Here is a 241-nt window from a genome sequence, read left to right on the forward strand (position 1 = left end):
TGACCATCACAGGCTTTCCGACAGCGACCACGCCCGGCCTGCTCGACGAGATGAACCGGCTCGCGTTCCCGTATCGCTGGTCCACCCGCACCATCCTGATGGACAAGACGGACGCGACGAAACTCCTCACCAAAATCCGCCGTCAATGGTTCGCCAAGAGAAAATCCATCGCCGCGATCCTCAAGGAGGTGATGACCAACGAGCAATCGGCGCTGGTGGACACCGATGCGTCCAACAAGGC

Annotated in this window: 1 protein-coding gene; it reads left to right on the forward strand. The window is 60.2% G+C overall.

Features of this window, described 5'->3' with window-relative positions; all coding sequences use genetic code 11:
• On the forward strand, positions 1–241 hold a 241-nt coding region (locus tag HBA93_RS23120), incomplete at both ends, for a hypothetical protein (RefSeq protein ID WP_221724786.1).

This window comes from Ochrobactrum sp. SFR4, from assembly GCF_019730395.1.
GTDB lineage: Bacteria > Pseudomonadota > Alphaproteobacteria > Rhizobiales > Rhizobiaceae > Pseudochrobactrum.